The sequence below is a fragment of the Imperialibacter roseus genome, from assembly GCF_032999765.1.
GTDB classification, from domain to species: Bacteria; Bacteroidota; Bacteroidia; order Cytophagales; family Cyclobacteriaceae; genus Imperialibacter; species Imperialibacter roseus.
The window spans coordinates 4,142,581-4,166,717 of record NZ_CP136051.1 but is presented as its reverse complement, the minus strand read 5'-3'; the positions used below and the strand labels follow the sequence as shown (position 1 = coordinate 4,166,717).

Genomic DNA, 24,137 nt, shown 5'->3' with positions numbered 1-24,137 from the left:
CAACCTGTTCAATCCCTCAATTATTCATTTCAATACAATAGATCTACCGGCACGGTAACGGAGAGCGTAAAGCAATAGTCTAAAGCTCATAACTTAAAAAGGACTATTATGCTTAAGAATTACTTCAAGATTGCTTTAAGGAGCATGACTCGCCAAAAGCTGTTCAGCTTTGTTAATATCGCCGGATTGTCATTGGCGATGTCGGTTTCGTTGCTGCTTATCACCATCATTTACAATCAGTACAACTACGACAGGTTTCATGCCGGCGCTGACCGTATTTACAGGATAGAGAGCTTTAACCCCAATGCGCCCCGTATTTTCGCAGGAACTGCCAGCAGTCCGTTGCCGTTCAAAAAAGCGATGGTTGATCAGTATGCCTATTTTGAGGCATACACAAATATGCGATTTGATCTCGGCCGGGAGGTGCAAACGGGCGAAAAGATACTGGATTTAAAGAGTCTTCTTGTTGATGACGAGTTTTTTGATGTCTTCTCTTTCCCTATGATCGAAGGCAACACGGAAACGGCACTCAATGAGCCTTTTTCTGTGGTGTTGACGACTGAGACTGCCGAGAAATTTTTTGGTGAAAAAGATACCTATCTCGGACTGATACTTGACTACACGGGCGTTGGTCCCTTCAAAATCACCGGAGTTGTTGATATGGAGGGAATAAAAACGCACATGAAATTTGATGCGCTTGCTTCAATGAGCACACTCAACTCGATGTCTGAGGGTGGCCCATTTGAAGATAAAAAGAATGATAACTGGCAGAACTTGTGGGTAGGCTACAATTATTTTAAGCTAAACCCTGGTGTAGACCCCAACCAGGTAGCGACAACCGTGGCCAGCCTCGCTGAAGAAAACATTGAATGGGCTGAAGACAGACAACCCTACACATTTGGGGTGGCTCCGGTAACAAAAATTGCCATGGGGAATTTGTACGGCAATGAGCTCGGGTTTTACATACCCAGCATTGTGCTGGCGTTCTTTGGGTTTCTTGCTCTTGTGGTAATGGTAACTGCCCTGTTCAACTACACAAATTTATCGCTGGCAAAATCACTGACCCGGGCACGGGAGATTGGTATTCGCAAAGTGTCGGGCGCCACCCGGCGTCAGGTGATTCATCAGTTTGTCATCGAATCCGTCATCATGGCCATGCTGTCACTCATTCTTTCAGTGGGTATTCTTAAAGTGATGATCCCCGCCTTCAATGGACTGGAGATATTTACTCTGGCAGAACTGAGTGTTGATTTCTCTTACGGCGCTTTTCCTTACTTCGTTGGCTTTAGTGTATTTGTTGGACTTATAGCGGGTGTTTTTCCTGCTCTTTTCCTTTCAAAGTTTAGCCCCATTCAGGCATTGAAAGGCTACCATGGGGTTTCGGGAGGTGCAGGTAAGAGGGGATTCAGGTCGAACTTCTCTTTCAAAAAAGTGCTGATGATTGTTCAGTTTGGCCTATCCATCTTTATGATCATCTCCATCCTTGTGATGAGGGAGCAAACCAGCCTGATGGTAAACTCTGAGTACGGATTCAATGAGGAGAACCTGCTGGTGGTGGAGCTGCAGGGCAGCAAACCGGAGATAGTAGCAGCTGAGCTTAGTAAGAATCCGGCTGTTACTGCCTACACTTTTTCGTCCCACAACCCTGCCGTTGGCCGTTCGCATGGTGCCGATTTTCAAAGAGATATGGAGGATGAGCGATTCGGGCTCAATCACTTCTCTGTCGACGAGAATTATATTTCCACTTTCGGGATTACGCTTTTGGCAGGACGAGACTATGCGCCTGGGGACGGCGAAGGCACAGAGAAATTCATCATCCTTAATGAAACCGCTGTAAAAACGGTCGGCTTTGAAACACCCCATGAAGCCATCGGACAGGAGATTATTTTGGATAAAGAAAATCGGTTGCAGATAATTGGCGTGGTGAAAGACTACCATTTTGAGCCGTTGATGAAATCCATAGAGCCGATGGCTCTGCGGTTCATGCCGGATAATTATGAGAACATTAACCTTAAAATTACTTCTGCCAATGTGCCATCGGTGATAAGTGACTTGCAGGAAGCGTGGAAGTCGATAGACAGCAAAAGAGATTTGAAGTATAGTTTTTTGGATCAGGAAATGGATCATTTTTACTTCTTTCTCGGTGATATCACGTCAATCGTAACTGCTGTCTCACTCTTCGCCATCTTTATTTCCTGCCTTGGGTTGTTGGGCATGGTGAGCTTCCATCTTCAAACAAAAGTGAAGGAGATTGGCATCAAAAAAGTGCTTGGTGCCACCACTCAATACCTCATCATATCACTCACCCGCCAGTTTTCCATGGTAATTATCATTTCGGTGGTGGTGTTTGTGCCCATTGCCGTGCTGGTCAGCGATTTATGGCTGAACCTGATGGCTACCAGAGTATCGATTGGGTTTGGCGTCATAGTGATGGCTTTGCTCATTGTTGGTTGTCTTGGCCTGGTTACTATTGTTTCTCAGGTGATAAAGGCAGCTACGGCCAATCCGGTGAATGCGCTTCGAAATGAATAAATTTTCTTAAGCATAGCGATAAAGCTCTGACCGTTGGTCAGGGCTTTTTTTGGCTCCAACCCATAGCCAGTACTTTCAATCATTAGTTTCATTAAATTGTGCTACCTACTCAGTGGACTAACCAGGCATTTATATGAAACCTTTGAAATTCATCTTTCTATTCTTGTTCGTTTTTTTCATTTTCAGTTGCGGCACCGATCCCAACGTTGGTGAAGGCTATGACTATGCTATCACCAATGTTAACCTGATCACCATGACCTCCGATAAGGTGGTAACCGGCCAGGTTGTGTACGTGAAAGATGGTGTGATTCAAAAAATAGTGAATGAAAAGCATTTCATGCCTAGCCAGGCGGCCACTATTATAGATGCGAAAGAAGCCTATCTGGTGCCGGGCCTTACCGAGATGCATGCGCACATACCCCCGCCGGGCCCGGGCCCCGATAAAACGCTTGAAACGCTCTTCCTTTATCTTTCTCAGGGCGTCACCACCATTAGGGGCATGCTTGGCCATCCTGAACATTTGAAGCTCAGGGAGCAGGTAATGGCGGGGGAAATACTCGGGCCCAGGATTTTCACTTCAGGCCCCTCTTTCAATGGGAATAGTGTGCCCACCGGAGCGTCGGCAGTGAAACTGGTGAAAGAGCAAAAGGAGATGGGCTATGATTTCATGAAGCTGCACCCTGGCATTAAGCTGTCGGTTTTTGATTCCATGGTGACGGCAGCCAAAGAGGTTGGGCAGACTTACAGCGGACATGTATCGGTGTTTGTTGGCATACGCCATGCGCTGGAGGCAGGGTATGGCACAGTGGATCATGTCGACGGCTATGTGGAAGGCTTGGTGCCCGACACGCTGGGGTTGGATCCGGAAAGCAATGGGTTCTTTGGTGTCGACTGGGTGCCTTATGCTGACATGGGCCTTCTGGATGAACTGATTCAGAAGACATTGGCCAACAAGGTGGCAATAGTGCCTACTCAGTCATTGTTTGACCGCTGGATATCAACCAAATCGGCTGATGTGTTGCTGGCGGAACCGGAAATGATTTACATGTCGAAGCAGACCAGGGCCAACTGGAAAAGGTCAAAAGAGAGCTTTTTGAGCGGCCCAACTTTTAGCGAAGCCAATGCCAACAGACTTAATGAGATCAGGAAAGTAATGATCAAAAAGATGCACGAGGCTGGTGTGCCCATTATTCTGGGGTCTGATGCGCCGCAGGTATTTAACGTGCCCGGGTTCTCGGCTCACCACGAGCTCAAGTCGATGATCGACTGTGGGTTGACTCCTTACGAAGCTTTGAAAGCAGGAACGGTTAATAGTGCGGTATTTTTTAATCAAAAAGGAAAGTTTGGGGAGGTGAGTGAAGGTGCTTCGGCCGACCTGGTGCTGGTGAAGGCGAATCCGTTGGATGACATTGCCAATATGAGCAAGATTCAGTGGGTGATGGTGAGGGGCAAACTGCTGGACAGGCAGTTTATCGACGGCGAGTTGGCGAAGATTGCTGCTTTGTATGAGGAATAGGTTTTTTGGTTTGTTGTAAATTAGCCACAACTTTGTGCCATGATATTGGTAGAAAACGCCGTCATCTCTGACGACATCAAAGAGCAGTTATTTGTTTGTGACCTTACCAAGTGCAAAGGCGCTTGTTGCGTAGAAGGCGACCTGGGGGCTCCTTTAGAGGAAGACGAACTTCAGCAAATTGATAGCATTTTGGATGAAGTGAAGCCTTTTATGTCCGATGCTGGGGTGAAGGCCATTGAGAAAAGTGGGGCTTACCTGCTCGACGAGGAGGGTGACTTTTCCACCACTACTATCAATAATAAGGAATGCGCCTTTGCTATCTATGACGAAAGAGGCATTTTAAAATGCGCCATTGAGCAAGCCTGGCTGGCAGGAAAAACAAAGTGGAGAAAACCTATTTCTTGCCATTTGTACCCAATAAGGATATCGAAATACGATAACTACGACGCCCTCAACTACCACCGCTGGCAAATATGTGCGCCTGCCTGTGACCATGGCAAGGAGCTGGGTGTGCCTGTCTACAAGTTCTTGAAAGAGGCGCTGATCCGCAAATACGGAGAGGCCTGGTATCAGCAGCTGGTGGAAGAAATCGAAGGCTGAGGGCTTCAGTTAGAAATAAATGGGCACCAGTAAGGAAACCTGATGTGCCAGCACATTGTCGCCACCCGTGACACCTCCCAATTGTGAAATGTTATCCAGGTAGTCAGTGGCTGTGTTCAGCAGGGTGAATTTGTAGCTTACGCCGAAGTTGTTTTTAAACCGATAGGCTGTTCCGATGCTGGTAGGCAGAAGCAAAGCAATATTGCCTGCCGACTCATTAGCGGCCCGGGTGTTCGTTTGGTTGGCCAGGCTAACCCCCTGCTCGTCTTTGGCATTGTATCTCATCAAGCCGATTCCCTGGCCCAGGAATACCCTGAGGCGGCTCCTCAGATAAACGTTCCAGTGAACCTGGTAGTAAGCTGCTACAAAGGAATTGCTGAAATAGGTATTGGGCTGTCTGCCACTTTCAGGGCTGACGTTGAAAACCGGATTGAGGTCTTGTCCGGTAACATTACCTATGATAAGATTCACGCTGCCATTCCATTTCTTCTGAGTCTTAAATTGCAAGCTCGTGTACAGCCCACCCGTCCATTTGCTGTATTTGTCCCCAAGGTCTCCTTTGTATGCTTGGGTATTGAACCCAGCCGACAGCCACTTTAGCGTGTCCTGAGCGACCGCACTGTTGAAAGACATCAGAAGAAAAAGGAGGAAAATGATGCGCATACAACGAAGATAATAGTTTAAAGTGACTTGGCGGCATCAGTTATCCATGCCCACACTTCGTCAACATGCCTTTGCTCCAGCCTGGTGTTGCCGAGCACCATTCTGATGCAATAAACCCCCTTTACTTTGGTGTGGGAGAGGAAGACTTTCCCCGAGGTGTTCAGGGTTTTTATCAGCAGCTCATTTAGCTGATTGAGCTTTTCTAAATTGTTTTCATTTACTGGCTTAAAACGGAAGACCACTACATTCAATGATCGAGGCAGGATGAGCTCAAAATCGGGGTGGTTCACCACTTTGGACTCAAAGTCTTCAGCGCAGGACATGTGTCCTCTTAAGGTCTTTTGCAGTCCATCGATGCCAAAGGAGCGGATGACAAACCACAGTTTCAAAGCCCTGAACCGGCGACCCAGTTGCACGCCCCAATCCCTGTAGTCGTTCACCTGTCCACGGGTGGCAGTTTTCAGGTATTCGGGCAGGATCTCAAAAGTGCGAATAAGCGCTTCCTTGTCCTTCACAAAGTAAGCCGTGCAGTCAAAGTGCGTAAACATCCATTTGTGCGGATTGAACACAAAGCTGTCGGCCAACTCCTGACCTTCCATCATCCAGCGGCACTCTGGCAGCAGCAGGGCTGTGCCTGCATAAGCGGCATCGACGTGTAGCCACACATTGTATTTACTGCAAACAGCGCCAATCGCCTTCAAGGGGTCGACGGCGACTGTACTGGTGGTACCTATAGCAGCCACCACTGCTAACGGCGTATATCCCGCCTGAATATCCTTTTTTATAGCCGCTTCCAGTTCGTCGGGCTTCATCGCCTGCAGGTCGTCTACAGGCACCTTTACCACATTTTTCTTTCCTATCCCAGCGACTTTGGCACCCTTCTCTATAGAGGAGTGGGTTTCGCTGGAACAGTATACCCGGTACTTTTCTGTGCCGCTGAAGCCTTCGTCGTTCACCCGGAAGCCGCTCTGTTTTTCCCTGGCTGTTAGGAGTGCCACAAGCGTTGCCGTGGAGGCGGTATCCTGAATGACCCCGTGCCATGCTGCGGGCAATGCCATCATTTCCTTGAGCCAGTTCATCACCATCTCCTCCAACTCTGCGGCTGCTGGTGAGGTCTCCCAAATCATGCATTGAGCGCCCAGCGTGGTGGTAAGCATTTCTGCCAAAATAGAGGGATAGCTCCCATTGGCTGGAAAGTAGGCATGAAAATGGGGGTGCTGCCAATGCGTAATTCCCGGCATGATGACGCTCTGAAAATCTTTGAAGAGGCTGTCAAAACTTTCGCCTTGTAAAGGTGGGGAGGTTGGCAACTGTTTGATAATGTCGCCAGGCTTTGTGGCGGGTTTTACCGGATATTCCTCAATGTTTTCGAGAAAATCTGCCATCCAGTCGACGAGGCGATGGGCTTCCACTCTAAAGGTTTCTGGTGTCATCATACACAACACAAATCGGGTCTTTTCAATATAATTTCAAGGAGGCGTAGAATTCCATCAATTTTATGAAATCAGCGGAGTCATTCAGTTGAACATGTTCTTCTTTCATAAAGGACTTTATTTCAGGTTTTTTATCTGACGTAAGTTTGAAAAACTCTTTTTTGGTCATTTCGTGTAACCTGGCGGTGGTCATATCAATGAAGTATCTTTCATAACCCTTGATAACGTTTTTCTGAGTTATCACAGCATTGGCATTGAAGCCGTAGCCTGGCTTCAGTCCAGTTGTTTTCCTCCCAACCAGCGAAATAAATTGCGTTTCATGAAGTATCTCCATGAAAATTTCATTTGTCATCTCTGTCATCTCGCTGTAAACGGGGAAGGATTGAAACTTGCGATAGACTTTACGCTCTTCATCATAAAAGCTAAAGGATGAGACTTTGCTGGGGCCAGCTGTGTAGTTGACTCCTTCGTAGCTGAATTGCAGCAGGCCTTCTATCGTAAGCGGGTTATATGCAAAGTCGCATTCGATCACGTCTCCGGAGGCCATTACGATAGTTCCAAAGTACCAATCCTCTAGTTTTTCATTAAGCCTTTCAGCATTTTGAGACCAGGCTTCATAGGAGCTAGCTAAAAGGACGATACACAAAAGCAGGCTATTTTTCATTTCATCTGAACTTCGCAATTAGAATTCAAAGTAATAGAATTCGGTGGTAAGCATTGTTACTTTTATTGATTGATTTCAAATTTGGAGGCGCACCGGTTTTCTTCAGGCGAATTTGATAATGTCAGCCAAGATAAAACAACACCCAGCAGTAAAGATATATGCCTTTTTGATGACCTTTTTTTCAGTCGGAGGGCTTGTTACGTTAATTTTAATTCCGAAGGGCGGCATTGTTCTTCTGCTTAATCAAAGCCACAACACGCTGGGAGACTACTTTTTCAAGTACTTTACTCACCTGGGCGATGGTCTTGTTAATTTGATAGTGCTCATTGCCTTTCTTCTTTTTAGCTACCGGCTCAGCATTGTTTTGTCGGTTGTTTCCATCATGCAGCTAGTTGTATCGCAGTTGAGCAAAAGAGTATTTTTTCCAGAGATGATGCGGCCCAAAGTCTTTTTCAAGTCAGGTGAGTTGCAATTTATAGAAGGAGTGGATATTCACAGTAAATTTTCGTTTCCCTCCGGTCATACCGTCACTGCTTTTTCAATTGCTACGTTTCTTGTCCTGGCCTTTCCCAAGAGCCGATGGATGGCTTGGGCGGCATTTGGCTATGCCTTTTTGGTGGGCACTTCCCGTGTATACCTCTCCCAGCATTTCTTTATGGACGTGTATGCTGGTGCTTTGATGGGGACTTTTTTCACGGCCTTGATTTTTTTATTGATCAGTGGGAATGATTGGTTCCAAAAACCCGGTCTGAAGGCAGGGCTGCTTAGCAGTACTTAGCCAAAATCACGTTGACGAAGCGCTTCGTAGATGAGAATGGCGGCCGCATTCGAAACGTTCATAGAGTCGATTTTACCCTTCATGGGGATGATCACCTGCTGATTAGCTTCCCTTAGCCAAAAATCGGAGAGGCCGGTAGCTTCCGTCCCCAGCAGCAAGGCCGAAGGCGTCTTGTAGTCAAAGGTGTGATAGGGCATGGCTTTGTCGGTCAAAGCTGCCGCATAGGTGGTGATGCCGTGGCTTGCAAACCAATCTTTTGCATCCTGATTGCTTGCCGATGCAACCGGCACGGTGAAAAGACAACCTACGCTTGACCTGACCACATTGGGGTTGAAAAAATCGGTGTTGGGGTCGCACACGATTACTCCGCTAAGCCCGGCGGCATCCGCCGTCCGAAGCATCGCTCCAATGTTGCCAGGCTTTTCCACATTTTCCAGTACCAGATAAAGTGGGTTGGCAACTTTGGGCAATTGGGCCAGGGTTAGTGACCTGGTGGCAGCGATGGCGATTACTCCACCCGTACTTTCTCTGTAGGCAACTTTTGAGAAAACAGCGTTGCTCAGGTGGTAGGTAGTAGAATGCTCGAAGGAGATAGGGTAGTGGAGGTCTGCCTGGTACAGGTTCGGGTTGAGGTAGATCTCCTGAAGTTCGTAGCCACTTTGCTGGGCGAGCGAGATCTCACGGACTCCTTCAATAACAAACGCCTGCTGCTCTTTGCGCTCCCTGGGCTTCTGAAGGGCGATCAGGTTTTTAATGCGTTGGTTCTGTGGACTTGATATTTCAAGAATCATGGAAAGCAAAAGTACAGGGTATTGTGCAAAGATCATCTCATGGCCACAACTAAATCGCCAGGTGGGCTGCATTGCGTAATGTGAAACTGGGCAAACGCATTTAAAACAAAAAGGAGTCAAATTTTTTTCAAAGCTGTTTTTTTACCCCGTTCCACGTCGGCGACCCTTAAGGGTGAGCCTGACCGGCCGTAACAGCTTTGAAATTCGTCTTCCCCTTTAGGGGTGCCCGGCTTAGGGCTAGGGTAAAAAGAAGAATTTCGAAGCCAAATGGTTTTAAATGCGTTTGCCCTGAATGTGAAACGAGAAGGCGTCCAATTCCAACAATTCCGTTACTTTTGCACCTTACTTCCCGATGCTACCTATGCAGCTTCTTTTTCCCCGACATTGGCAAGACTATGAACTGATCGATTCTGGCGACTTTCAGAAGCTGGAGCGGTTTGGAAAGTATACGCTCATCCGGCCCGAGCCTCAGGCTATTTGGAAAAAGAAACTGTCGGACGACGAATGGAAAAAGCAGGCATCTGCGGTATTTGTGCGTGACTCAGCGAAGGCGAGGAAGAGCAGCAGAGAAGATGAAGGCTGGACTTATTCACAGAAACTCAATCATCGTTGGCCTTTAAAGTACCGGTACAAAGACATGCAGCTCACCATGTCGCTGCAATTCACGTCTTTCGGGCATGTGGGCGTTTTTCCCGAGCAGGCCGAGAACTGGGACTTTATTTATGACACGGTGAAGGCCTGGCCTGAGCCGGGAAAGGTGCTGAACCTGTTTGCCTACACCGGCGGCTCCTCTTTGGCGGCCAGGGCTGCTGGCAGCGAAGTAACACACGTGGATGCTGTAAAGAACATGATCACGTGGTCCAATGATAACCAGCAAGCCAGTGGTTTGAAGGATATCAGGTGGGTAGTAGAAGACGCCCTGAAGTTTGTGAAAAGGGAAGTGAAGCGGGGCAAGCAATACAATGGCATTATACTCGACCCACCCGCCTATGGCAGGGGCCCCGATGGTGAGAAATGGGTGATTGAAGAGAGTTTGACAGAGCTGATGGAGCTGTGTAGTCAACTGCTGGCACCCCGACAAGCGTTTCTTGTCCTTAATATGTATAGCATGGGGCTTTCGGCATTGGTTTCGGCCAACCTGGTTGAATCATTCTTTCAGCCTGACAATATGCAGTTCGGAGAGTTCTACCTGCCGTCTACGTCAGGGCAAAGGCTGCCTCTGGGAACGTTTTTAAGATTTACACGATAATTATGAAGCATTTAGCGAAAAGAGACGGCACCATCCTGGAGATATTGGGCGACGCCTACGCAGGCACTTCCACAACCAAGCTGCGCAAAATGCTCAAGTTTGCCAATGTGACGCTCGACGGGGAGCAGGTTCGAATGGCTGACACGCCTGTCAAGACCGGCCAGCTCGTTAATATTGAAAAGCAGGAGAAGCCCTCTCTTAATGTGAAGGCACCGTTTCGTGTTATTTGGCAGGATCAGTATATTATTGTTTGCGACAAGCCAGTGGGCCTCATCACAGCTGGCGAAGGCATCACACGGCGGCCTACTATGCACAAGCTGGTAGACGACTATGTAAAGGATGCTACCAAAGGTGCGCAGAGCGCCTTTCCTGTGCACAGGCTCGATAAAGAAGTAAGCGGCCTGGTTGTTTTTGCAAAAAGCGAAGAGATACAGGAAAAATTGAAAGCTAACTGGCATCAGTTTTCTAAAAAGTACATAGCCATTACCGAAAAGGAGCCCAACCCCAAAAAAGGCACCATTAGCACGTTGCTTGAGGAAAGAGGCTTGAAGATGTTTGTGGCCACCACACCCGGACCCAATACCAAGGAAGCGGTTACCTATTATACTTATAAGGAGAGGATAGGCAGATACCACATGGTAGAAGTAGAGTTGGCTACTGGCAAGAAAAACCAAATACGGGTACACCTCGGTCATATTGGCTGCCCTATAGTAGGCGACTACAAATATGGGGCGAGTAATGCTTTCAAAAGGCAGATTCGATTAATGGCCACCCAGCTTTACATAAAACACCCGATAACAGGCAAAGATTTAGCTTTCAAAATTGAGCCATCTACGATTTTTACTCACCCAAAGGAGAAAAGTGAGGACTATAGATAGGTAATCTGTCCTGTCAATTCGTTCCTCCATTTCTTTTGTTCCGATCTTTTGGTTTCGCCTTGTCAGAACGAAATTCCCACCGCAAGCGATTCCGGGATTTATGCAATCAGTTTCGAAGCGTTTAATTCAGAATAATATTCTGTTGTTAGGCTATTATTTGAAATAAATCAGAATAAACAACATGGAGAAAAATATTTTATGTAAAAATTATAAAAATCAGACGTTTGCATTGGTGTAACTGCCAGCGCAAACGGTTACGAAAAAGTGATATTTTAATGAATTCGTAAATTTTTATATATTAACTATATATTCATTTAAAATTAATGCCTGTTATTTGAACAAAATCATAATTATTACGTCTTTTGATATATAATTGATAAGCTCAAAAACGAAAAGTTATGAAAAAGACAAAGAACTTTATTGCTGTACTCCTAGTAGCTATGGGTACTTCTAGTGTTGCATTTGCCGGAGGAGACTCACTTAAGGCTTCATCTGCTGTGAAGGTGGTTTCTTTCAATAAGAACGACTCTTACAAACTTATATATAAGAGTGAAGGCAAGCAGAATGTAACGGTTAACGTTTTGGATGAAAAAGGCGTCTCTGTTCACAAAGGATCTGTTAGAGTAGTCGAAGGTTTCGCACAAAACTTCGATCTTTCAAACGTTCCGTCAGGATATTACACTTTTGAAGTAGTTTCAAAAGGAGAAAAGGTAGCCCAGACTGTTCATCACGTTTCTGAAGTTGATAAACTGGTTGAGCAAGTGGCGCTTAGCTCAAATGCGAACACAAAGAAAATGGTGCTTAGATCAAGTGCATCTGTAAGCTCACCACTTTCAGTAGCTATCTACGGTGGTCAGGATGAACTTTTGTTCACTGAGGAAGTGAAGTCAGCTGATTTCTTCACCAGAGTCTATGACCTAAGCCAAATCAAAGGAGCGGGTGTTCGTTTCACTGTATCTTACAATAACACTGTAGTTAAAGACCAAAAATTCGATTTTTAAGCACAAAGCAGACTGTAAATTATACTGAATACATTCATTAATCCGCTTATCAATCTGGCTAGCCGCTCTTTCAAAGGGCGGCTAGTTTTTTTGTGCTTTCTTTCACTTACAACGGTTTGATTGGATCAAACAATATTTCTGGGGATTGGTTTTTTTCAAGAGTATCTTCTCATTACATAAAGAAGCAAAAGGTCCAAGCCTAACCCGGCCGGGCGAGACGCATTGAACCAGTTTTGCTTCTTTATTGTCTATCGTTCGCCAATTGGTACAACGTTATTTCAGAGTCTTACTCCGCAGATTTTCCGCTTGATCCGTTTGATTGACTCCATTCCCGATAAGTATAGACATGAAAAAAGGGCCGAAGCCCTTTTTTAACATACATTCTATCAATTCTTAATACCTCGAAAACCGTGAAGGCATCGCAGTTGATTGAGAAGAATCCCGCTGCGGCCTGTCCGAAGACCTGTTTCCGTTATTGTTTGGCCTTCCGTTGTTGTTCCACTTCTTTTTGAACGACGCCGAGTTGCCGCTGGAACCAGACTTGGGTCTTGACGAATAGACTTCGCTGGACGTAGGTACAGGCGTTGCATTCACAAATGGGTGCTCGTCAATTACCGGAATGGTCTTTCCTATCAGCTTTTGGATGTCCTTCAAATAAGGCCTTTCTTCTCTCTCGCAAAAGGAAATTGCTTTTCCGTCTGCTCCTGCACGTCCTGTTCTTCCGATTCTGTGCACGTAGGTCTCTGGAATATTAGGTAGCTCGTAGTTGAATACGTGGGTCAGCTCATCGATATCGATACCTCTGGCGGCAATGTCGGTAGCCACCAACACCCTTGTTTTACGGGTTTTGAAGTTGGTGAGGGCACGCTGACGTGCGTTCTGCGACTTGTTGCCGTGGATGGCTTCGGCAGTAATTCCTTCTTTGTTAAGGTCTTTCACTACCCTGTCGGCACCGTGTTTTGTTCTAGTGAAAACCAGCGCTGTTTCAATGCTCTTATTTTCCAGGATATGGTTCAGCAAGTGCTTCTTATCTCTTTTTTCTACATAGAAGAGCGACTGCTCTATTTTTTCGGCTGTTGAAGACACAGGCGTAACCTCTACTTTTACCGGATTTGTAAGAAGGCTGTCTGACAGCTTTACAATTTCGGGCGGCATAGTGGCCGAGAAGAAAAGCGTTTGTCTTTTAGCAGGGATTTTGGCGATCACTTTCTTTACGTCGTGCACAAATCCCATGTCGAGCATGCGGTCCGCTTCGTCCAATACGAAAAACTGGATGCTGTCGAGGCGAACAAAACCCTGGTTCATCAGGTCAAGTAAACGACCCGGAGTAGCAATAAGAACGTCGACACCCCTGCGGAGGGCATTGGTTTGTGCATTTTGCGACACGCCACCAAATATTACTGTATGGCTGATTCTGGTATACTTGCCATAGGCGGCAAAGCTTTCGTCAATCTGTATCGCCAATTCCCTCGTTGGAGTAAGAATAAGCGCTTTGATACCTCTTTGTTCGGTTCTCGCAGTGTAAATGTTCTGTAAAATAGGAATAGCAAAGGCAGCGGTTTTTCCTGTGCCTGTTTGTGCGCAGCCCAGTAAGTCTCTGCCTTCAAGAAGATGTGGGATGGCTTGGGCCTGAATAGGCGTAGGCGTAACATAGCCTTCAGCCTTCAGGGCTTTCTGAATGGGCTCAACAAGCCCTAGATTTTCAAATGTCATTAATGTTTTTTGTTTAAATATGGCTGATAACGAGCCGGGAAGGGTCACAATCAGCAGTCTGTCCTTAAAAGATCCTTGGTTGAATGGCAGACATCGACTTGAAGCGTGCGGCAGGCTGAGTATGTGAAATAATTGGCCTGTCAACTGAGAACCTGGCGCAAAGGTACGTAAAATAGTTGACAATAGCTCCTGGGCGCTCGTTATTAATAAATAATGGGGGCAATGGTATTCTCCAAAACTTCAATTTCAACTGTCGTGTATTCGAAATAATAAACTGCTTGTATATTTGAACACTTTTAAAGAAGAAGCACTATCGGGGCAATGTTGGTTCCGGTTGATTAAATCTAAACGACGGTAATGTTTGAGGAACTTGATTACAAAGCATTAATATCAAGAACATTCACAGAGCTTTACGGCTCAAGTCCAGCCATTCTTGTACGGGCACCTGGCCGGATCAACCTGATCGGCGAGCACACCGACTACAATAATGGCTTTGTGTTTCCTGCTGCAATCAACAGGGAGATTATTTTTGCTATGTCGCCTTCAACCCGGCCCGAAACTTCCCTTTTCGCTTTGAATATTAACAAGGGAGCGCTGGTGAACCACAAGAAGCTGGTGCCAAAGTCCAATCCGGCGTGGACTAACTTTTTTAGCGGCGTGGTGGCTGGGTTGCAGCAGCGAGGTTTCGATGTGCCGGCGGTTAACTGCGTGTTTGGCGGCGACATTCCGAATGGAGCTGGCCTGTCTTCATCAGCGGCCCTTGAGGTTGGTTTTGGAACGGCCCTGACGCAATTGTTTGGGCTGTCTGTTGAGCCCTGGGACATTATTCAGATAGCTCAAAAGGCTGAACACGAATATGTCGGGGTTAAATGTGGCATCATGGACATGTTCGCCAGCAAAATGGGAAAGAAAGACCATGCCATGTTGCTCGACTGCCGGGACTTAACCTTCGACTATTATCCGCTGCAGCTTGAGGATCACAGCCTTTTACTTATCGACACACGGGTGAAGCACTCTCTGGCCAGCTCTGAGTACAATACGAGGCGACTTGAGTGTGAGTTGGGAGTTACGGTTCTTAAAAAGCATAAACCTGAGGCAAACTCCCTTAGAGACTTTAATTCGTTTGAAGTAGAAGAACTGGCTGACGAGCTTCCTGAGAATGTCTTCCGCAGGTGCAGGTTTGTGACGGGGGAAATACAACGTACGCAGGCTGCTGCCCTTGATTTAAAAAAGGGCGATTTGCGGGCGTTCGGAAAAAAAATGAATGATACGCACCGTGGGCTTTCGTCCGACTACGAGGTGAGTTGCCGGGAACTAGATTTTTTAGCCGCTGAAGCGGGCAGGTTTCCCGAAGAGATACTGGGTGCCAGAATGATGGGAGGGGGATTTGGTGGATGCACCATCAACATCGTGAAAAAGGAGTTTGAGGAGGAGTTCAAACGCCACATAGACCTCTCATTTACCAAACAATTCCATACAGCACCTTCCTTCTACGACATTTCAATACAAGGTGGGGCATCAGTGATTTCCTGACTCGTTTGGTGATTTCATCGCATGCCAGGTGTTAACAAACGTTAATTTGTTGTACAAAAAATAATTAAATTATTAATTTGTATCTTTGTACAATAAATAAATTGTGCAGTCATGAAAAGAGAATCATTGGGCGAACTTGAGGAGCTTGTGCTTTTGACCGTGGGCTCATTGGCAGGGCAAGCCTACGCTGTAACTATCCTTGAGGAAATTGCCGAGCAAGCTGGTAGAAAGCCCGATGTTACTGCCATACACTCAGTGCTCCGACGGTTGGAGGCCAAGGGATTTGTCACATCGTCGATGGGCGGCGCCACTGCCGACAGGGGAGGAAGAAGAAAACGCTTTTTTACGCTAACAGTAGCCGGCCGCAAAGTGATCGATGAAACGATGCTGGTAAGAATGGGCCTTTATAAAAAGTTGCTAACAATTCTGGGCTCATGAGTTCCAATCCTCCGAGGTGGGCCGATCGGTTTCTGGAGTGGTATTGCCACCCCGACCTTCTGGAAGACCTGCAGGGCGACCTGTATGAAGTTTATCAAAAACGCCGGACTGAGAACGGAAAGAGAGCCGCTGATTTGACGTACGTATGGCTCGTGATTCGGTCGCTCAGAATTTCGGCTATAGGAAAATCGAAAAGACTCAAAAACTCAATATTTATGATGACCGCCAACAATTTCAAAATTGCTTTTAGGGTGCTGGCCAGAGACAAAGTCAACACAGCTATCAACCTGGTAGGCCTGACCATTGGCATTGCCTGCTTTCTGCTGATGGGGCTCTATGTGAAGCAGGAGCTAAGCTTCGACCAGTTTCATAGCAAAAAAGACAGAATTTATCGCAGCTGGCTCAAGGAAGACTATGGTGAGGGTAAAATCTTTTTCAACTCAATTACTCCTCTTAGGTTCAGAGACTTATTTGAACAAAACTTTCCTGAAGTCGAAAGTGCGGCTCAGTTGGTGATTGAAAACCACCTTGTAGGCAGAGGTGAAGGTCGTCTCGATGAACGAATAGCCGTGCTCAGCCCGAATTTTTTTCAAGTATTTGATTTCGAAATAATGAAAGGGAATAAAGAAGCTCCATTCCCCGGGCTCAGGAGTATTATCGTCTCTGAAAGCTATGCAAGGAAGTACTTTGGCGATGAGGAAGCAATGGGCAAGACCATGAGTCTTCAAATTGGTGAGAGCATTGAAGATTTTACTGTCTCAGCTATCATGGCAGATATCCCGCATGAATCCAGCATCCAGTTTGATATTGCAATTTCCACTGAAAATAATAGACAACTGTATGGACAAGGGTCTATGAACGCCTGGTTCAGCATTATCCCTGAGAACTACGTTTTGTTGAAAGAGGGCGCCAGTGTAGAAAGCGTTGATGCAAAAATGCAGGATGTGGTGATGGGGTACCTCAGCGAAGAGGTAGAACGAGGCCAGTACAATATTGGCTTGCAGCCGCTCACTGACATCCACCTCAATCCCGATGTACCGGCTGGCTATGCACCGGTAAGCAACCCTCAATATGTGTACATACTTGGTGCCATCGGTTTGCTGGTGCTCATTATAGCTTGCATTAACTATGCAACGCTTTCAATTGGGCAGTCTCTGCGCAGAGCCCGTGAGGTGGGCATGCGAAAAGTGCTGGGTGCCGGACAAAGCACGCTGGTGGTGCAATACCTGAGCGAAAGCCTTTTACTGGCGTTAATTGCCATGACTGTCGGCACGGTTCTCACAATCCTGCTTGTTCCAACATTTAACGCCTTAACGGGAACCCAAATATTTTTCACGTTCAAGTGGTGGCATCTGCTCGCTTACCTGGGTGTTGGGCTGGCCATAGGTGTCGCTGCCGGAATTTACCCGGCCTTTGTGCTGTCGGGTTTTCGCATCGTATCCATTTTGAGGGGAGGAAGCCAGGGCGGTGGAAGGCACGTGGCCCGAAAGGGCATGCTGGTGTTTCAATTTCTCGTTACTGTTTTTCTCATCAGCACCACACTGATCATGAGAAAGCAGGTAAGCTTCATGCAAGAGAAAGACCTGGGATTCACTTACAAATCTGTTGTTTCTGTTAGGCTTCAGCCGGATCCGGCTGCGCAGCGCCTTACTCAGGTGATAGCTTCGGGCATGGAAAATGGCAAACTGCTGAAGGCGGCATTGCAAAAACACCCCGATGTTACCGATATTGGCATGGCCACCCACATGTTTGGCTCGAATGGATGGACGCAGCTTGCTTACACCGACGACAAGAATGTGTTCAGACGCTTTGCCTTCCTGAATGTTGACGCCAATTACCTGAAGTCATTTGGGATAAAAGTCAAGGAGGGCAGGGATTTTGAAGAGGGAAATGGCCTCGATGAGCGCCAGTCAATTATCATTAATCAAGCGGCGGCCGACTACTTTGGGCTCGAAAATCCGATTGGCGACAAACTGCCAGGTAAAGAGTTTGGTGAACACCGGATCATTGGTGTGACTGATAATTTCAACTTCACTTCCCTTCATTCCCAGGTGGAGCCACTCGTGATAGCCGAAAACGCTATGCCAATTTTGCAGGGAATCTCCGACTTCAATGTGGAAGATTCGCCGGTTCCCAAGCTCGTGTTTACTTACACTGGATCGAACCTGGCGGAGGTGCAGGATATTCTTGGTAAGGAGTGGGAGGCAATTTTCCCAAATGAGGCTCTGGATTTCAGCTTCGTTGATGAAAAAATACAACAGCAGTATGAAAATGAAGCAAGGCTAAACAAGCTGATTACCGTAGCAACAATCCTCTCGATAGTCATTGCAATTTTAGGCCTGCTTGGCCTTATGGTACTGGTTGTGAACAGCCGCATCAAAGAAATTGGCATTCGGAAAGTGATGGGTGCTACTCCAATTACAATTTTTGCATTACTTTCTAAAAGCTTTATTTCTCAGCTGCTAGTCGCTATTGTGTTGTCGGTGCCGCTCACCCTTTGGCTGATTAGCAAGTGGCTGGCAAACTTTGCTTATCGCACCGAAATTGGCGTTGGGCTTTTCGTTGTTAGTGGAATGACCGCACTTTTAGTGGCTGCGTTGGTCATTGTCTATCATACTTTGCGTGCGTCACGCATCAACCCTGTTGAAAGCCTGAGGGTGGAATAGCTGAAATTGAAATATGCTGGCTTTAGCGAATTGCTAGCATATTTCCATCTCTCTTATTTTCTCAGCCGTGAGTGGTTTTTCAATGAAACCTTTAACGAGTGGATGGAGCTGGGCCCTTCGCTTATCCTCCGGGTCCACTGATGAGGTGGTAATGTAAATCGGGAAGTCCAAGTTTACTCCAATGCCGACGTCAGAGAGTTTTTCTAAAAACTCCCAGCCCCCCATAACTGGCATATTCACGTCCAGAAGAATCACATTTGGTTGGGCACTGTTGAGTTGCAACAGGCCCTCCTGCCCATTGGTTGCCGTAAGGATCTCCACATCGCTGCAAACAGTCTTCAGATTCACTGTGGAGATCATCAAAAATATCTCGTCATCATCTATCAAAAAAATTCTCCGGCCCTTTTGCATTGAAATTGACTTTAAAAGTTGTGCCTTTGCCGGGCTGGCTCTCCACCTCTATATCTCCACCCATTGCCTCTATTTGTCTCTTTGACATGTAGAGACCCAGGCCCTGGCCCTCGCTTGAAGAATGGAACCGACCCCCAATTTTAAATAATTTATCTTTAAATTTTTCTAAATCTATCCCCCTTCCGTAATCTTTTATTTCCAGCACTATTTTATTCTCTGTTTTTCTCCCCTTGATTTCAATGATATTGGAATCTTTAGTGGTGCCGTATTTGATAGCGTTTGTTACAAGGTTCTGCAATATACTGTCCAGGTAGGCAGGAATGCACCTGATGCTTAATTCGTTCTCCACTTCAGTTCTGACATCAAGCCCCCCTTCTTTAATTACCTGGTTGTTCTGTGCCAGAACGTTGTTGATCGACTGGACTACATTGTAATTTATCTGTTCTTGTTCTCCCAGGCCATTTTCAAAGTGAATCAACTCATTGATATTCCTTATGGTTGTATCCATTTTTTCAGTGCTGGTGCGCAGCATGCGCAGGTACTCGGTATTTGTAGGATCCTGAATGAGCAGTTCTGTCAATCCCAGAATGTTCGATACCGACGACCGGATATTGTGAGACGTGATGAAGGAGAAATCCTTCAACCGTATGTTTTGGCTAGTCGTTGTTTCAAGAAGCTCTTTCATTGCCTGTTCGGAATTAATCCGATCCGTAATATCCAGCACAGTGCCCGTGATTACGTCCTTACCCTGGAGGTCAATTTTTGAGCCATGAATTTCCACCCAGATAGTCGCTCCGTCTTTCTTAAGCCCCTTCGCTACATAGTGCACAAAATCGAGCTCACCGGTTAGCCTTTTGTCAATCAGGTCGCTTGACCTTGAATACTCCGACTGTGTCAATACATCCGTAGGTTTTAATGTGGTGAGAACCTCATCTACTTCGTAGCCAAACATATCGGCGAAATGATCATTGACGTAAATGAATTTTCCCTTCTCAAAAATATAAATGCCAGTTAATGACTGTTCTACAAGCGCCCTGAACCTCTGTTCACTTGACTCGACGGCAATGGCTGCTAATTTGCGCTCGGTAACATCTTGAAACATCGACACAAAAAATCCCTTCTTTGGACTGAACACGGAGGAGGATAGCCACACATTCAGTCCTTCTACTTTTACCTCAAACCTTTCAGGAATCCCAGTTTCGCATACCCTGCTCAATAAGGCTATTTCCTCCTGGTTTGCTTGTACCACTCCGGGGATCAACTCCGACACTTTCTTTCCTACCGGTTTTTTGAGGCCAGTAATGTCTTCAAATGCTTTATTTACTTGTATATACGTAAAATCAACTGCCTTGCCTTTCTCATAAACCATTTCGCAGAGAGCAAAACCTTCATTCATGTTCTCGAACAGCGAGCGGTACTGTTCCTCACTGTGCTTCAAAGCTTCCAATGCTTTTTTTCGTTCGCTGGTATCAATTCCTACTCCCATGAGACAGGTTTCACCATCGTAGGAAATAGCCTTGCCTGTGAAGTAGTAGGGGATCATCTGGTCGCTTTTGGTGAGAAAGTGCGCATCGACACTGTCTTCTCCGGCAACAAATACATTTTCTATTTTTTCTGTCAGCAATTCCTTTTCACTGTCGTGGAAGAACTGGATAGGGTGCATGGTGCTGATTTCTTCAGCTGCGTACCCTGTGACTTCTTCAAGGTTCTTGTTCCACCTTAAAAACTCACCTTCCTGAGTATATAAATAAAATGCACCGGGTAAACTGTTGATGATATTGTCGGAGAGCTCTTTCTCCAAAAGAATATTGTCTTTGGCATTCTTAAGTGCTGTAATGTCCTGAAACGAACCCCTGAGCTTGACCTTTCCATCGTCGGTTAGTAAAGGAATTCCAATGGTTCTAACCCACTTGCGATTACCTTTTGCGGTAATTATCTCCAATTCGAGGTCATATGCTTTACCCAGTTGAAACGCATCATTTATAGCTTTTTCCAAGATACTCCGTGACGAGGGGAGGTAGAAACTCAGCCCAAGTTCAAGTCCGGCCTCAGTGCCAAACGGCAAATCATGTATTTCGGCGACTTCTCTGGTCCAGGTGCCTTCGCCTGTTTCCGGATCCAGTTCCCAACCCCCAATTTTGGCTATCCTCCCAACCTCATTTAACAGGTATTCACTGTCTCTCAAGGCTTTTTCAATTTCCTTTTGTGGTGAGATGTCCAGACCGTACAGGTTCACATAATCGCCTTGTTGACTTCTGGCTGACGTAAAAGAATAGGTAATACCGCCAACCGAGAATTCCGCTCGCAATATTTCGGAGCCGTCAAAGGTTTGTTTTACAAAATTCCGGAGCTGTTCAGGCAGTTTTGGCGCTTTATCTGAATTCTTGCTGACCAAAATTGGCTGACTGGCTTTGTTGGAATAACTAATCGTATAGTCTTTCAGCACCCTTAGCACTGGATTTGGGTTTTCGGAAGGAAAGGTTGAAAGCCTTAGAATTTCTTGTTCACGTTCTTTTCTTTCTGTGATATCCTGAACCGTTCCTTCCAGGCCAATCACTTTGCCGCTGCTATCAAGCAAGGGAAGGGTCCTTACCATGAAGATTCTGACATCTTTTCCAATCAGAAACCGAAATTCGATCGTAGTTTCTGACTTTTCCTCGGATAATCTTTTCCTATAGGCAGTAAATGTGGGCTGATCCTCGGGATGGATGGCTGCAAAAAGGGCCGCCTCAGAAGGTATTTTGTCTGTTTTGCAGATAGCGTAAAGCTCCTCAGACCAAAAGACGGTTTCCTCCTTCCAGTTCCATTCCCAGTACCCAAGGTGTGCAATTTTTTGAGCAGCTTTTAGCTGATTGTTGACCTTTTTTAAAAGGTTCGAGCTTTCCAGTCGCTGGGTTACGTCATGAAAGTTATTAACCACACCACTTATATGAGGGATTTCTAGGAAGTTGGTCAGCGACCCTTCCATCCAGCGCCAGTTTCCCTGCTTGTGCCTGGCTCTATATAACAAACCGGTTATAGGAGTCGTCGGTTGTTGTAGTGCCAAATGGAAAGCATTTATTAATCCTTCGATATCTTCGGGGTGAACCATTTTTTCAAGATCGATTCCAACCATTTCGCTATCCTGATAACCGAGTATTCCTGCAATAGAAGGGGATATGTAATCAATGTTGCCATCTACAGAGAGTATCACCAGACCATCTTTGCTATTTTCAATAAGTGACCTGAAACGTAGTTCCGAAGCTTTGATTTGCTCTTCTACGGCTTTGCTGCGGGAGGTGTCCTGCGTTGTAAAGAAAATGGTTGACGGTTTTTCATTCTCATAGATTATTTTTCCCTGAGTTCTGACCCAAATCAAAATGCCGTCTTTTCTTGTCATTCTATACTCAACCGGTGGAATTACCTCCTGTTTATTTGCGAGGCAATTTCTCACACAAGACTCCAATTTGCCGGAGTCTTCAGGGTGCTGTGCGGCATCCAGCCATTTTTTTAACTCGGGGCCCTCCATATTCTCAACCCTGACAAGCTCCAAAAGCCCTTCTGACGCTAAAAACTCACCAGTTATTAGGTTGATGGTGGAATCGCCCATTTTCGCCATTTTTTGTGCCTCTTTAAGCTTTTCTTCACTGGCTGTCAATGCTAGCTCGGCCTCTTTCTTTTCGGTGACATCGTATTGAATCCCAAAATGGCCCGTGATTTCCCCGGCAGAGTTGTAAAGGCACACATATTCGCCCTCCACCCAAAATGTTGATCCATCAAAACGCTTTTCGAGCGTATCCACCTTTAACGAACCGTCGTCAAACAGCTCCTTCCAAACAGTTTTGCCATAATCAATGTCATGGTCGAAAAAATCCTTTGGGGTTAAGTCAAGAAACTCTTTTTCCTGTGCACCATATTGCGATAACATCGCCCGGTTTATTTTTGTGATTCTTTGGTGTTCAAATACATACTCAAGCGCCTTTTTCTTGTCCACAGTGTCGTCCCATGCTACTGGCTCATCCAGCATCATAAAAAAGAAACCATACAGAGAGTTGTTGAAGAATACGTCCAGCGCTCGTTCATTTTCGACCAGTTTATACTCAATTTCTTTCTCGTGTGTAACATCTTGAACGAGTGATATAATAGAGATCACCTCGCCTTTTTCATTTTTGATGGCGGAGTTGTACCATATGCAAGTAATGATTTTGCCGCTTTTTGTGTAGTTGCGATTCAAGGAGACGTTGCCGTCTACCTTGCCCGACATCAGGTCAAGGGCCACGTTGGTTGTGGCGTCGATATCATCTTCATAAATGAGATTGAAAGCTGAAATATTGGCGCTTAAAATTTCATCCGCTGTCCATTCAAAAATTTCCTCGCATTGCCTCGACCACTGCGTCACAATCAGGTCTTTTGTATATTCTACCGTTCCCAGCGGAGAGTTATTGCGGTGAGAATTGTATTGCTGCAGGGCTATTTCGAGCCTTTCATTAGTTCTTAACTGTTCAGTTACGTCACGTACGAAAGAGGCCAGTAGCGGCTTCCCATTATGATCGATAAGGGTTGTCCTGATTTCGATATCTATCAGGCGGCCATCTTTTGTCCTGGCTTTTGTAGATATTGTGCCGCCGTTCTTGGCTAGAACTTTGTTAATGAAATCCTGAACCTGATCAGGTGTGAGTTCAGCAGCCAAATGAGTTATGTTCATTGTCAAGAGCTCGCCCCTTGTGTAACCAATCAGTTTGCAAAAGCTATCATTAGCATCCAATATACTGCCCGTCGTGTCGGTAAGTTGATAACCCTCATGAATAGAATAGAGCACCTGGTTGTAAAGTTCATTGACAAAAAAAGGTTGGTTCTTACTTTTGTTGTGCAGTGCGAGAAGCCTGGCGGCCTTTCCTGCTTTGTCTCTTACAATTTTTGCGTGTACCGCAAAAGATAGGTGCTGATTGTTTTTATGACGGTATTTGAGTGTAAGAAGGAAGCTATCTTCTTTTGAAAGCTGTTCGATGGTTTGAAGTAGTGCCGTTAGGTCGTCAGGCAAAAGTACCTCCTCCAGCGCTGGCAGTGGTGCATCGGTTTCGCCGTCTGAAAAGGAAAATCCCAGAGAATCCCAAAATCTTGGATTTGCCCACCAGTTGGTCTTGGCATTGAGATCCAAATACCAATATCCTTTATGTGCATACTCTTCTATTGCTTCATAAATGCTTTCATTAGTACTGGTAAGTTGATAGACTTCATTTTTCAGAGCGATATTGAGCGATTTATCCATACGAAGACAAAAGATACCTCTAC

At 46.0% G+C, this 24,137-nt stretch carries 17 protein-coding genes; 10 read left to right on the top strand and 7 right to left on the bottom strand.

All coding sequences use genetic code 11. The features are described from left to right. Positions 1-108: 108 nt before the first annotated feature. The 3 genes from RT717_RS17465 to RT717_RS17455 all read left to right on the top strand — a co-directional run bounded on the left by RT717_RS17465 (position 109) and on the right by RT717_RS17455 (position 4,648). Positions 109-2,532, top strand: coding sequence for an ABC transporter permease (locus tag RT717_RS17465; protein ID WP_317487672.1), 2,424 nt, complete (start codon positions 109-111; stop codon positions 2,530-2,532). 133 nt (positions 2,533-2,665) lie between these two features. Next, positions 2,666-4,048, top strand: a complete 1,383-nt coding sequence (locus RT717_RS17460; RefSeq protein ID WP_317487671.1) for an amidohydrolase family protein — start codon at positions 2,666-2,668, stop codon at positions 4,046-4,048. 39 nt (positions 4,049-4,087) lie between these two features. Next, positions 4,088-4,648, top strand: a complete 561-nt coding sequence (locus tag RT717_RS17455) for a DUF3109 family protein (RefSeq protein ID WP_152000691.1) — start codon at positions 4,088-4,090, stop codon at positions 4,646-4,648. Positions 4,649-4,657: 9 nt separating this feature from the next. Here the strand turns inward: RT717_RS17455 and RT717_RS17450 are convergent, their stop codons facing one another. The 3 genes from RT717_RS17450 to RT717_RS17440 are packed head-to-tail and all read right to left on the bottom strand — an operon-like array spanning position 4,658 to position 7,408. Further along, a complete protein-coding gene (locus tag RT717_RS17450) occupies positions 4,658-5,311 on the bottom strand; it encodes a hypothetical protein (protein ID WP_317487670.1) in 654 nt (217 codons plus the stop codon). A gap of 17 nt (positions 5,312-5,328) precedes the next feature. Then, positions 5,329-6,747 carry a pyridoxal phosphate-dependent decarboxylase family protein gene (locus RT717_RS17445; protein WP_317487669.1) on the bottom strand — a complete coding sequence of 473 codons (1,419 nt, stop codon included), beginning with the start codon at positions 6,745-6,747 and terminating at the stop codon, positions 5,329-5,331. 22 nt (positions 6,748-6,769) lie between these two features. After that, positions 6,770-7,408: a hypothetical protein gene (locus RT717_RS17440; protein ID WP_317487668.1), complete on the bottom strand. Its 639-nt coding sequence runs from the start codon at positions 7,406-7,408 to the stop codon at positions 6,770-6,772. Between the two features lie 169 nt (positions 7,409-7,577). Here RT717_RS17440 and RT717_RS17435 point away from each other — a divergent pair, with 169 nt between their 5' ends. Then, a complete protein-coding gene (locus RT717_RS17435; RefSeq protein WP_317487667.1) occupies positions 7,578-8,186 on the top strand; it encodes a phosphatase PAP2 family protein in 609 nt (202 codons plus the stop codon). Here RT717_RS17435 and RT717_RS17430 read toward each other — a convergent pair. After that, on the bottom strand, positions 8,183-8,977 hold the full coding sequence (locus RT717_RS17430) for a TrmH family RNA methyltransferase (RefSeq protein WP_317487666.1): 795 nt from the start codon (positions 8,975-8,977) through the stop codon (positions 8,183-8,185). The two genes, RT717_RS17435 and RT717_RS17430, sit on opposite strands and share 4 nt — an antisense overlap. Before the next feature lie 361 nt (positions 8,978-9,338). Here RT717_RS17430 and RT717_RS17425 point away from each other — a divergent pair, with 361 nt between their 5' ends. The 3 genes from RT717_RS17425 (at position 9,339) to RT717_RS17415 (ending at position 12,105) form a co-directional block, all read left to right on the top strand. Continuing rightward, a complete protein-coding gene (locus tag RT717_RS17425) occupies positions 9,339-10,226 on the top strand; it encodes a class I SAM-dependent methyltransferase (RefSeq protein WP_317487665.1) in 888 nt (295 codons plus the stop codon). Between the two features lie 2 nt (positions 10,227-10,228). Continuing rightward, positions 10,229-11,104, top strand: coding sequence for an RluA family pseudouridine synthase (locus tag RT717_RS17420; RefSeq protein ID WP_317487664.1), 876 nt, complete (start codon positions 10,229-10,231; stop codon positions 11,102-11,104). A gap of 398 nt (positions 11,105-11,502) precedes the next feature. After that, complete coding sequence (locus RT717_RS17415) at positions 11,503-12,105, top strand: hypothetical protein (RefSeq protein ID WP_317487663.1); 603 nt, start codon at positions 11,503-11,505, stop codon at positions 12,103-12,105. A 393-nt stretch (positions 12,106-12,498) separates the two neighbouring features. Here the strand turns inward: RT717_RS17415 and RT717_RS17410 are convergent, their stop codons facing one another. Beyond that, a complete protein-coding gene (locus tag RT717_RS17410) occupies positions 12,499-13,818 on the bottom strand; it encodes a DEAD/DEAH box helicase (RefSeq protein ID WP_317487662.1) in 1,320 nt (439 codons plus the stop codon). A 357-nt stretch (positions 13,819-14,175) separates the two neighbouring features. On the opposite strand from RT717_RS17410, the gene galK reads away from it, so the two are divergent. The 3 genes from galK to RT717_RS17395 all read left to right on the top strand — a co-directional run bounded on the left by galK (position 14,176) and on the right by RT717_RS17395 (position 18,455). Beyond that, the gene (galK, locus tag RT717_RS17405) at positions 14,176-15,351 is read left to right on the top strand and encodes a galactokinase (protein WP_317487661.1); all 1,176 of its coding nucleotides are present in this window, start codon (positions 14,176-14,178) and stop codon (positions 15,349-15,351) included. Positions 15,352-15,462: 111 nt separating this feature from the next. Beyond that, complete coding sequence (locus RT717_RS17400; RefSeq protein WP_317487660.1) at positions 15,463-15,789, top strand: PadR family transcriptional regulator; 327 nt, start codon at positions 15,463-15,465, stop codon at positions 15,787-15,789. Then, positions 15,786-18,455: an ABC transporter permease gene (locus RT717_RS17395; protein WP_317487659.1), complete on the top strand. Its 2,670-nt coding sequence runs from the start codon at positions 15,786-15,788 to the stop codon at positions 18,453-18,455. The genes RT717_RS17400 and RT717_RS17395 overlap by 4 nt, the downstream gene beginning before the upstream one ends. Before the next feature lie 33 nt (positions 18,456-18,488). On the opposite strand, the gene RT717_RS17390 is transcribed toward RT717_RS17395, so the two are convergent. Both RT717_RS17390 and RT717_RS17385 read right to left on the bottom strand, forming a co-directional pair. After that, positions 18,489-18,866, bottom strand: a complete 378-nt coding sequence (locus RT717_RS17390) for a response regulator (RefSeq protein WP_317487658.1) — start codon at positions 18,864-18,866, stop codon at positions 18,489-18,491. Then, positions 18,832-24,114, bottom strand: a complete 5,283-nt coding sequence (locus RT717_RS17385; protein WP_317487657.1) for a PAS domain S-box protein — start codon at positions 24,112-24,114, stop codon at positions 18,832-18,834. The genes RT717_RS17390 and RT717_RS17385 overlap by 35 nt, the downstream gene beginning before the upstream one ends. Between the last annotated feature and the right edge of the window lie 23 nt (positions 24,115-24,137).